Origin of the sequence: Enterobacter sp. IF2SW-B1, assembly GCF_001743375.1 — a bacterium.
GTDB lineage: Bacteria > Pseudomonadota > Gammaproteobacteria > Enterobacterales > Enterobacteriaceae > Enterobacter > Enterobacter bugandensis.
Map to the genome: position 1 here is coordinate 135,670 of NZ_MJAA01000005.1, position 11,928 is coordinate 147,597.

The 11,928-nt window shown below is 44.4% G+C and carries 6 protein-coding genes, 1 tRNA gene and 1 pseudogene; all 8 read right to left on the bottom strand.

Annotation, left to right across the window (positions count from 1 at the left end; all coding sequences use genetic code 11):
• Nucleotides 1-197 precede the first annotated feature (197 nt).
• Nucleotides 198-2,933 carry a DEAD/DEAH box helicase gene (locus tag A6013_RS12385; protein WP_248035763.1) on the bottom strand — a complete coding sequence of 912 codons (2,736 nt, stop codon included), beginning with the start codon at nt 2,931-2,933 and terminating at the stop codon, nt 198-200.
• Nucleotides 2,934-2,954: 21 nt separating this feature from the next.
• On the bottom strand, nt 2,955-4,565 hold the full coding sequence (locus tag A6013_RS12390) for a site-specific DNA-methyltransferase (protein ID WP_069733161.1): 1,611 nt from the start codon (nt 4,563-4,565) through the stop codon (nt 2,955-2,957).
• Between the two features lie 57 nt (nt 4,566-4,622).
• Entirely contained in the window at nt 4,623-6,458 is a 1,836-nt protein-coding gene (locus A6013_RS12395; protein ID WP_069733162.1) for an AIPR family protein, read from the bottom strand.
• Nucleotides 6,459-6,470: 12 nt separating this feature from the next.
• On the bottom strand, nt 6,471-9,371 hold the full coding sequence (locus A6013_RS12400) for an SNF2-related protein (protein WP_069733163.1): 2,901 nt from the start codon (nt 9,369-9,371) through the stop codon (nt 6,471-6,473).
• Complete coding sequence (locus A6013_RS12405) at nt 9,364-9,537, bottom strand: helix-turn-helix domain-containing protein (RefSeq protein WP_069733164.1); 174 nt, start codon at nt 9,535-9,537, stop codon at nt 9,364-9,366. Before A6013_RS12405 ends, A6013_RS12400 begins: the two co-directional genes overlap by 8 nt.
• Before the next feature lie 128 nt (nt 9,538-9,665).
• Nucleotides 9,666-9,992 (bottom strand): annotated as a pseudogene (locus tag A6013_RS12410) (integrase core domain-containing protein); the annotation flags it as partial.
• Nucleotides 9,993-10,280: 288 nt separating this feature from the next.
• Nucleotides 10,281-11,546 carry an integrase arm-type DNA-binding domain-containing protein gene (locus A6013_RS12415; protein ID WP_069733165.1) on the bottom strand — a complete coding sequence of 422 codons (1,266 nt, stop codon included), beginning with the start codon at nt 11,544-11,546 and terminating at the stop codon, nt 10,281-10,283.
• Between the two features lie 198 nt (nt 11,547-11,744).
• Nucleotides 11,745-11,829 (bottom strand) — tRNA-Leu (locus A6013_RS12420).
• Between the last annotated feature and the right edge of the window lie 99 nt (nt 11,830-11,928).

Sequence of the window (11,928 nt, forward strand, 5' to 3'; positions counted from 1 at the left end):
AAATTCAGTAAACCACTACATTTTACTTGTGGTGAGTAAGCAGAGATATTCCGACATGGGCATTCTTCAGGCTATAGCCTTACAGGATCAATCAATCACCACCTCCCTAGGAGGTGGTTTAGAGATGACAATAAAAAAAAACGGAAGCATCATGCTTCCGTTTTTTAAACTTTCCATGCGTTTTAAAGTCCCTAGCTTTAAACCCAACAGAAATGATTACTGAAGTGTTCTAGAGAGCTAGATTCTTTTACTGCATCGTGAGGTATCAGTAAGTACTTCCAAGGTTTACCACCGTGTAGGGCAAGGTATTCACTTGCATGGCTACACCATTTCATACCACTGCGGGCTTTTTCTGTCACCTCCTCATTCCAGCTGCCATCTTGGTTTTGATGTTGGGTACTTTTAGTTTCAATCATCAAAACATAGTCGGTGCTTTCGGCAACAAAGTCGGGCACGTATTCAGGATGTTCACTGCCACGCTTGTAGTACATCTTGAATTGGCCTTTGGCAGGTTTGAACCACTTCTCACAGTCACGTTCCAAGATCACCGCAAAACGGCGTTCAGTGTCTGAATCAAACTTTTGCAATGGGTATAAACAACGGCTAAAACCATCAAAAAGCATTTGTTTAATGCGACTGACATCGCGCACTGTGTCACGGTAATTTTGCAACGGTTGGTCTTGCGCTATGGTATAAGCACAATCACGCAGGGTGCTAAAGCCACTGCGCACATCTACAACGTACTCAGTCGCTTCTTCAAAGAAATGGTTGTTCAATTGAGCATGAATTAATTTCGCAATTTTATCACTTTGGTTTTGCAGAATATTTTCAACCACATCACCTTCGTTTTCAGCCATCAGTGTCTTAACTGCCTGAGTTGCCAAGTCATACAATAGCTCTGCTTGTTCGTCATAAGGAATATCGTCGTAGTCGAACAGCTTCTTTAAAATATAGTTCTGCTTCACAGGTTCGTAGTTACCCGAGTCCCCTTCCCCACGAATAGTTTGGTGATTGTCTTGCAAACTCTGTTGAATCAGCGCTCGGTCGATTGGCTTTAAACCTTTAATCGCGGCAATATCCAAATCAAACGGATGATATCCAGTACGCACTTCTCCTGATGGGGAAACAATAATACGCGGAATATCTATAGTGTTATCCACCGTCAGCTGCGCCACTTGCTCAACAATCTGGTCAATATCAACCGATTCTTCAGTAAATAGTTCACGCTGCTCTTGAGTTAACTGAGCTTTTACCTGCTCGGTGATCTGTGCTTTTACCTCAACCGTTAACAATGCTTTGCTGGTTGGCACATCTGAGGGGCGTGTTTGATATTGCTTAATCACATCCAATGCAGCGCGGGCAACCGTTTGTTGGTTCGGCGTGGTATAAGTGGCCTTAGGATCTTGTACCTCACGGTTACCATCCGCACCAGTTGTAGTTACGCCTGAGCCTGTTAACTGCTGCTCTAAGTTAGATTTCACCTGCACACTTAGCTTGGTTACATCGTCTTCTGGACGATCTAATACTCGCATTTTCAGGCGCAGTGGATTGTTCGGGTCATTGGCTTCATCGACAATTTCTTGGAATTTATCGTGCGCGACAATACTTAGAGTGTCGACGGCTTCAACACCAGTGCGTTTGCCATAAGGTAAACGCAATCCACGGCCAATCGACTGTTCAATGAGGGTTCTGGCATTAGCGGCCCGAAGCGGTACGATAGTGTACAGGTTAGTAACATCCCAACCTTCTTTTAGCATGTTAACGTGAATTACAATCTCGGTTGGCTCATCGACATGCTCAACATTCAGCAGTGCCTGAATAGTTTCTTCTTCTTTTTTACTGCTGTCTACTTGGATCACTTTGCCCCGGTAGCGTTCTTCAAATACGCTTTCCAGCTTGGTTAAAAGCTCGGCGGCATGGATGGTATCCCGCGCAATCACCAACATAAAGGGCTTAACTAACTTGGCATCGTTTTCATGCGCGTAAGTGGTTAAGTCCACCTTGGTTTGCTCATGCAAACGAATACCATCCATTAACTTAATGGTCTCCAATTCGTCTTTGTCATACTGACTGGCATCAAAGTTACGCTGAGTTACTACTGCAGGCTCTTTGACAAAACCATCATCCATGGCACAGGCCAATGGGTAGTCAATCACCACATTTTTAAAGTGCACGGGGCCACGGCTAGACTCTGTAAATGGTGTTGCCGTAAGCTCCAAAGCGAACAAGGGATTAAGCTCATTGAGTGCACGCATACCGGCATCGGCACGATAACGGTGCGATTCATCCATTAGCAACACTAAATCAGGCAAGTTCGATAAGTACTCGAAGTAACTTTCTCCCAAGGTTTCGGCTAAGCGTTTAATACGCGGGGCTTTACCACCTCTCACCTCAGTGTTGATTTTGGCGATGTTGAACACGTTAATCCGTACTGAGCCAAATAAATCACCCATCATTTGTGCGCCACGGCTTTCATAGTTGTCACCTGTGATTACTTCTGGCGGTGCTAGCACAAAATCGGTAATACCTTTAAACACGTACTTAGGTGAAGCTGGCGAAAAATCACTGATCAGCTTTTCATAAATGGTCAGGTTAGGTGCTAACACAAAGTAGTTGCGAATATCATGTACCTGATACAAATAGGTAATAAACGCCCCCATCAAACGGGTTTTACCTACACCCGTTGCCAAGGCAAAACACAATGAAGGGAAGTCACGTTCAAAATCACTGAGCTTAGGAAACTGCGCTTTTAAAGTTTCTAATAATTCCGGTACATCGCGCTTAGGGTTTAGAAGCTTGTGCTCTGAGGCGCTAATCGCCACTGCCAAAGCGCGCAGCGAGTCTTGCTGCGGCTTGCGTAAACTTAAACGGCCGGTAACGTTGTTAATGGCACGTAATTGGTCGGGTTTTAAACTTGGTAAATCCATGGTCATTATAATTACCCTTATCAACCGTTAATCTTGCGCTTTGTCGCTGTCATCAGAAGCATCATCCGTTAAATTAGTCACGTTTAAGGAATAATCGTCGTGACCAAATTGGCACTTGTTTAGAATAGCTTTTGGCAGCTTTTTCAGAGTTAAATTGACAAAACGATCTGGCTCACTACGAAATGCACCGCACATAACGAGTAACGTTCGGTCACTGCCTACTTCCTCAGAAAGTGCTGCTAATTTTTCAACAGACAGGCTTTGTGTAGTCACATAAATGTGGTCAGTCTCGGTTGAGTAACCGTGATCCCACCAATCCACTTCCGATGGCGCATAGGTAAAGCCTTCCAATTTACAAACCGCCTCGGCGAGCATTTCTGGGTTGTACTCTTTGTTGATCACTTCCAAGCCAAACTTATCCTTAACAATTAAAGACGGCGCAAGTTTGTAATATCGGAAACCACCGCCACCTTGCCAGTTAACTGCCTTAGAAATACCCCCCTGATCTTCGCCATCTATTACTTTTTGCAAACGTGGAATAATATTGGTATGACAATGCTCACCTAACTCGACCATAATCCAACGACGGCTCATTTTGTGAGCAACAGCGCCTGTCGTGCCAGAGCCAGCAAAGGAATCCAATACAATATCGCCTTCATTTGTTGCAAGAAAAATAATTCGCTCCAACAGTTTTTCAGGTTTAGGGGTCGAAAAGGCCTCGTTAGGAGTTAATGCCTTTACTTCTTCTGTTGCTTGATGGTTGTGACCAACATCAGTGTGTGACCAAATCGTAGGAGCTGGAGTACCTTGAATCTTTAACTCGGATAAAAATGTTTTGCGTGAAGGGTTCGCATCCCCATTTACTCCAAACCAAATCTCATCATTTAGATCCATCTCTCTCAACTTATATTCAGGGAAGCGTGGTGATGAACCTTTAGGAGGGCTCCAAACAAACCCATTTTTAAATGTATAAGTAAAAGCTTGCTCTTTCTCAGACCCCTTCCTCTTTGCATAAAGTGGTGTCGCTTTCCAAGGTCCTTTAGGATGATTATCGGGATTAGAATAACGCTTATCCATATCCGACGAACGTGGAAGACGATTAGGCCTCCAGATTTCTTTATTTTTTGCGTAAACAAGAATATGGTCATGGTTTTCAGAAAGCCATTTTGCATCATTCGCAACAGTATATTTTTTGTGCCAAATCGCATTCGATACAAAATTCATTCTTCCAAAAATTTCATCACACATTACTTTCAAATAATGCGCTTCATTGTCATCTATGGTTATCCATAGCGAACCATCATCACTGAGCAAATTACGGATGATTTCTAAGCGGTCGCGCATTAACGTTAACCAAATTGAATGTTCAACGCCATCGTCATAGTGTTCAAAAGCACTACCCGTGTTATAAGGTGGGTCAATAAAAACACACTTCACTTTGCCTGCATATTCCTGCTCTAATGCCTTCAGCGCCAACAGGTTGTCGCCAAAAATAAGCTTATTATCAAAAATATCTTTTTCGGTGACTTTTTGGCTAGCAAGGTAAGACTTACTAGGATCTTCCAATAAAATGCGCGGCTCAAGTTTTTTGCGCTCGTTTTTACCTATCCAGGTTAGTTCTAATTTGGTTTTGCTCATGTGTTCTATGCTCTTATCTTGTGTTCGCTACTTAACATCTTCTTGCCATCTCAATGACTACGCAAGCTGTACTTGCCGATTAGCAGCTTGGTCGATTTGCTTTTGCTGGCGCTGTGCTTGATCAGCTAAGTAACTGAATAAATTCTGGTTATGTGGATCGTTCGCTTGAAGGCGTTCTTGTTTTGCAACAACTGCGGGGGTTTCTGCCAAGTTTAAATGACTGATCCACACCTGCTGCATTAACCGTGCGGTATCACTCAGGCGTTTAAAATACGCGTGTGGCGCACTACCTAATGCTAATACCGTGAAATTATCAAAAAATTGCTGACGAAGTTCATCAAAGGCGCGACTAATTAATCCTTCAAATGCGTCTTTCTCAGTAATCTCGGGGGTAGTAATAGCATCTTTAAACTGCGCCATTAACAGCGCGGTTATACAGTAAGTAAAATGGCGGTATACCAATTTTTCGGGGCTTGGATTACTGCGTTCAGCGGCAGTGCATAAGACTTGTATCGCCAAGTAGAAGTTCACCGCGTTAATGGCTACGACACCATTTAAATCTGTACTAAAAATAGCTTGGTATTCAGAACTTTCTTGGTTGGTAAACTTGCTTGGCTCTACCTTTAGCTGATAAGGCACTCGTACATCGGCTTGCAAACAGGCAAGAGCCTTTGCCAAGGTCTCTATGCTAATGCTACGAATGCCAGCCGCTGTGGTGTGTTGCGGGCGGTAGAGATATTCCACACCAAACATTTTCATTTCTTGGCGCAAGCGTTCTTGGGTGTCATCCAGCGCGGCAAAGTTGGCTAAATCAACTGGATTTTGCAGGTTTCGAGCTTTGGTTACTTGCTTGTGAAAAGCGTCGTTACCCGTATTGATAATAGTTACCATGACTTTTGCTTGGCTAATATCCGCCGTTGGGTTTTCATCCATAAACTGCGCAGCACTGGCAATAGTTTGAGCACCGTTGACGACGGATAGGCCTAGTACCTGAATGTTTCGTGGCCCACCTTTGTTTTGCAGACGCTTTGGTTCTACATGATTCCCTACCATGGTGATACCATTATTTAAAAAGAAAAAATCTTGCGGGTTAGTAAGTAATGTTTGCTTGATTGCGCTATTGACCCCACGACGCCCAGTACCAATGAAATAGCGAATATTTTTCTCGTAAAGTGCTTTGCCATACTTATTGTGCAAACTGACTAGATCATTAACTTTAGCCACACCAAACACAACACTTCGAGGCTCAACGGTCGTTGTGCATTTATAAACAGCTACTTTTTCATTTACTGCTGAGATAGCTTGCTCTGCCCGCAAAGCTTCTTCAACGTCCTGTGCGGTAAATTCATCAACCTGCATTCGTAATTGAGCTTCACCGCGCTCAACTAATGCAGCAAGCTTGCGTTGCATTTCATTGTTTGCTGTACCCGCTATACCACTCCCGGTGTATGCAATCAGCACTTGTATGCTATCGCACTCGTCTAGCGCGTTTTCAATGTAGTCTTGGCTATTATTGAAGTTTTGGTTGAAGGCTTGAAAGTTCTTATCTAATAATAACTCAACCCCTGTCATCAGAGACTGCGCTTCAGGCAGGAGAAATTGCTCGCGCGATTTAAACTTTGATTGCACGATAAACAAGGTTCGCGAGCCTTCTTCAAAGTAAATCGCGTCTATGCCTTGATCGTTGTAGTCGTCTAACACTGACTGCGCAGCCAATTTTGCATCAATGCCAAAACGTGTTTGCAGTACATAGGCGCTGAACGCACGAGCAATTTGTTTTTCGGGTAAGTCTTCTCGCCCACCTTGCCCAAGCAATGGCGGTAAATGCGGCACAAAACGCTGCTGAAGTATGTCTTTTAATGGGGCAATAAATTGTGGTTGTAATGCTGCCAACGTTAAGTTTCCTTATATTAATTGCCAACTGATCGTAAATAGCGTTTCCACGTCAGTTTTCTTATTAAGCTTCCGTTCTAAGGTTTCAATCAAAGACTCACGACGTTCGTCTACCTCATCTTGTCGATCAAAAAGCTCTCGCCTACTTTTGTTACGTAGGCTTTCGAGTTGTCGTTGCTGTTTCTGTAAACTCAGCTTCTCTTCCAGAGATGCCACTATTTTGGCTTCTCGGCGAACTTGTTTGATCTGCTTATCGAGTTCTTTAATTGATTGCTCAATCCCTTCTTTTAAATCATCGGCCCATGTATCTAGTTTGCTAACTTCCTGCTCAAAAAAACCAAGATTACGTTCGTTTACTTGTTTTTCTATCGCATGACGCGCCAGCGCAAACAAGTCGGACAGGGCCACTTGATAACCAAGGAACTGGTGTACTAAATCCTGTTCTTTAGCATCACTTTGGACACAACCGTTAAGCTGCATGAGTTTTTGCGCAACCTCACTTGGTAATACTTCGCCATTTTGGTTCTGAGCAGCAAAGAGCAAGTGATCCTCACTCTGCTCCAATGACTCAATACTAAACCTTTGTAGACTTAGTACGCCAGCAGATCCAACATACGGCTCTAACATACTGATTTTATTTGGATAATTACTATAATCAAAGACTATCTTTGTAGCAGGCAGTTCCCGTTCCAACGCCCTATCGATGACCCATTCGCCTATTGGATGAGTAATGCGAAGAATATGCGCATGTGCAAGTTTATCCGACTCTTCAGAACTACTTTGTTGACCACGGCGAACTAGTTGGTAGATACCCGCTGGTGCATTGTTGATTGATTGCTTAAGGTTTAGGCTATGGTTACTTGAGTTAATCTCTGCCAAATCTGCTAGTTCATGACAGCTTAGTTGCCAAAACCATCGACCTATTTTGTCTAGCCGCTGCTGAGCAGCATCAAGCTGGATTTTGAGTAAGTCATGAATATCTTCATCAAAGTTCTCAAGCAAAAGTTGCTGGGTTTCACGCATCTTTTGATTGATTTCGGTTTCAAGATCTTTTTGAAGTTGATCAAAAGCCGCTTCAATCTCAGCAGGGTGGCGACAAGTTTCGTAAATGTGTTGGATGCGTTTTTCGAAGTCAATGCCGGATTCGATGCTACCTAACACATCGTCAGATGCTCCAAACACACCATCAAATAGGTGGAATTTTTCCGTAAGTAGCTCTAATACACGCTGATCCGCTTGATTTACTTCATTTAGAAAGTTGATAACAACAACATCAAACTCCTGGCCATAACGATGGCAACGACCGATGCGCTGCTCTACTCGCTGCGGGTTCCAAGGCAAATCATAGTTAATGAGTAATGAACAAAACTGTAAGTTCACCCCCTCTGCTGCCGCTTCAGTTGCGATCATCACTTCGGCATGACGGCGAAAGTAATCAATTAGCGCGGTACGCCGGTCTATTTGAGGCGAGCCACTAACCTTATCGCTACCTTGGTTTTCAACAAGCCACTGCTGATAAACTTTGGTTGCTTCTGGATGACTATTGCTACCACTAAAAGTTACTAGTTTATCAGCAAATCCATTCGTCTCAAGGAACCGAGCTAGGTATTCTTGCGTACGCTTAGACTCGGTAAAAATGATGACCTTACAAGGTGCCTCCATTTCTTCCATCTTGGCAAAGCCCAGATTCAAGGCGGTAAGCAAGGCTTGAGTCTTGCTGTCTGTGGTGATTGATTTAGCCTGTTCTATATAGTGCTCAAGCTCTGTAATCTCGGCATCAAGCAAATCTAAATCAATGTCTTGCCCAGTAGCGACACTCTGTGCTTCATAAACAAACTCACTGTACTCTTCTCCCAAATCATCAGTCTCAACAAGTTCACGGATAAGATCGAGTTCGGATTTAGCGTGTATTTTTAAGTCGACTAGTCGACGCTTTATCGTTTCGAGAGTATAAAGCACCGCGTGCGAGCTGGACGCGAGCAGTTTTCTAAGAATTAAGCCAGTTAAATGACGCTGACTTTTAGGTAGCGCATAGCTTTCTTCTTTTTCTAATAAGGCACTAATGCCTTCATAAAGCTCGATTTCAGCAACAGAAGGAGTAAACGGTACTGTCAACGTTTGTCGCTGGGTGTAGCGGACATATTCAAGGACATCTTTACGCAGTGTACGCTGTATGAACCCATTTAGCCGATGTTTAAGGTGAACTAACGCATTCTCGTTATTAACGAATTGTTGTTTAAAGCTATGCTCATCACCGAAAATATGCTCGTCAATGATGGTTGATAAACCGTACAGCTCCATCAGTGAGTTTTGTAGTGGAGTGGCAGTAAGTAATAGCTTCTTACTGCCTTCCAATGCTCGACGTAACGTTTGACCCATTTTATTACTAACTCGGTAAGCATTACGCAACTTATGAGCTTCGTCGATAACTACCATGTCCCATGGCTCTAACATCAGTTGCGCTTCCATTCGCACAGCATAGTGGTAGGACATAATAGAAATGCATTGATTGGCAAGTGGATTGGCTTGCCCGCTATTAACAATTATACGCCAAGTTTTTGCGTCTAGAATCTGAGCAGGTAAGTTAAACTTATCAGCTAATTCCTGTACCCACTGACGTCGTAGCGAAGCGGGGCAGATAATCAGAATACGGCGTTTACGCTCTGCCCAGTACTGAGATAACACGAGGCCAGCTTCAATTGTTTTACCTAAACCGACTTCATCGGCTAATACTACACCTTTACTTAAAGGGTTGTTCAGTGCAAAAAGTGCAGCATGAATTTGGTGCGGATTGAGGTCAACACTAGCATCAAAGAGCGATTGCGACAGCTTATCAACACCGTTTTCTGCGTGTCTGATAGTTAATTCATGCGCAAAATATTTAGCGTGATACGGCGTGATATTCTTAAGCATGCTTCTGGTTCTCTATCCACTTTTCTAGATCATCTTTCTTGAAACGCCAAGATCCACCGACTTTGAAGCCAGGTAGCTTTCTTTCACTCGCCAGTCGATACGCCGTTTTCTCTGCAAGCTTCAAGTAAGCAGCGACTTCCTTAAGCGTTAAAATTTGGTGATCCATCGCTGAGTGTTTTCTCCAAGCTTCATTAGATGAATTGAATTATAAGAGAATATGGGAAAATTGAGGAATGAACAATGATCTGTTTTGAAGTATGTAGTTCAGCTAAAAATGCCAAAAAGAGGCATCTATCAAGGTGTAAGTATCCTGGCTTTAGTTCCACGTGCTTTTGAGAGTTCAGGTTTTTCAGCCATCAGCCGGTACTCTTCCGGCGTCAGGTTGTTCAGGGATTCTTGAGGCCACTCGCTGTTGTATTCCGTCAGCCAGCGCTCTATGATTTCTCGTGCTTCATTCAGCGTTCTGAACAGATAAAAATCCAGTATTTCCGTCCGGTACGTCCGGTTAAAACGTTCGATAAACGCATTTTGCATCAGTTTACCTGGCTTGATAAATTCCAGCATCACGCCATGGTCCTCAGCCCATTGTGCCAGAGCCAGTGATATCAGCTCCAGTCCGTTAACGCCCCTACCGTAGCACCTGCAATAGTACCGACTACAAGAATAGCTGAACCGATGCGGCTTTGGTTAATGCGCCGAAAATACCACCAGCGACAGCTTCACTGTTCTTACCAATATGCCGTTCACGAATACGAGTTGAATCGCAGACCGGGCAACAATGTAAATTTTCATCATACTTTCCGTTGAGGTTGATTAAAAAATCAAAAAAGCCCCTATCCGTAAGGGTAGAGGCTTTCAGTAGTATAAATTTATGTAATAAGACTTATTACGGTAAATATCTAGCGATGATTACTTAAAGGGATTATTCACTTTGGCATAATCAAAAGGTGAGATAGTTTTTCCTCTATTTGCATCCAGAAAATCAGCCCACCACTGCAGCATCAGCCTGCGCTCCCCTAAGTGCTCGGCCTTATGGATATATGCCGCCCGCACAGAGTTACGTTCTTGGTGACTCATCTGCCGCTCGACCGCATCCCTCGACCACAATCCCGACTCGATTAACGAGCTACACGCCATAGCCCTGAAACCATGCCCACATACTTCCGTTTTCGTGTCATAGCCCATCACTCGCAGAGCCTTGTTTACCGTGTTTTCACTCATCGGTTTACGGGGATCATGATCGCCCACAAAAATCAGCTCTCGGTTCCCGTTCATGCTTTTGATCTTTTCCAGAATAGCTAAGACCTGACGCGATAAGGGAACAAGATGGGGCGTCCGCATCTTTGAACCACGCTGAGAATGCTTAACACCTTCCAGCGGTTCACGCTCACCCGGGATCGTCCACATGGCCGTTTCAAAATCGACTTCTGACCAGCGGGCAAAACGCAGCTCGCTTGAACGGATGAAAACCAACAAAGTGAGTTCAACCGCCAGTCGGGTTAACGGTCTACCAGAATAGTGATCAATGCGATGAAGTAATTCAGGAATGCGGTTAAGTTCTAATGCAGCACGATGCTGTCTTTTCGCCGTGGCAACCGCACCGGCAATTTCTTGTGCAGGGTTGTAGTCGATTAAACCGCTCTGCACAGCAAAGCGCATAATCGCGGTAGTTCGCTGTTGCAAACGAGCCGCAACTTCGAGTCGCCCGGATGATTCCACCGCTTTAATGGGCACAAGCAAATCCCGTGTCTTCAACTCAGCAATGTTCCGCTTACCGATAGCAGCGAAGAGATTATCTTCCAGGCTTTTCAATACACGAGCGCTATGCGATGCCGACCATTTCTGGTTGCTGGCATGCCAGTCTCTGGCAACCACTTCAAACGTTATCGCCTCTTGTTCCTGCTCGACTTTGACGGCTTTCTTGTTCTCACTAGGATCGACGCCGTTAGCTAACAGCTTACGGGCTTCATCGCGACGAGCCCTGGCATCCGCCAGCGAAACCTCGGGGTATTTCCCTAAAGCCAGCATCTTTTCTTTACCGCCAAAACGATAACGCAGCCGCCAGTATTTTGAGCCATTCGGGTGAACCAGCAAAACCATACCGTCGCCGTCAGTGAGTTTATAGGCTTTTGCTTCAGGCTTAGCCGAACGAACCTTCACATCACTCAGAGCCATGATGAGTATCCTTTCAAGGGTTCTGTGTGGGTACAAACATTATCGAACCGGAATATACCCGCAGTTGTACCCGCATCAGTAAGTTGATGTAGATTGAATCAGGTTGACTTAGGTTGAATGAAAAAGCGAGGAAAGCCTTGCTGATACTGGATTTCAGGCACAAAAAAAGACGTCTGTTGACGTCTATTGATGTTCCGATGGTGCCGAAGGCCGGACTCGAACCGGCACGTATTTCTACGGTTGATTTTGAATCAACTGCGTCTACCGATTTCGCCACTTCGGCACTGAAGGGGATGCGGAAACGTTGTGGATTATACCCGTCGCGCGCCGCCATGCAAGCGACGACGCGCGAAACCCGCGCTAAGTGCCCAAAAAACCAGCG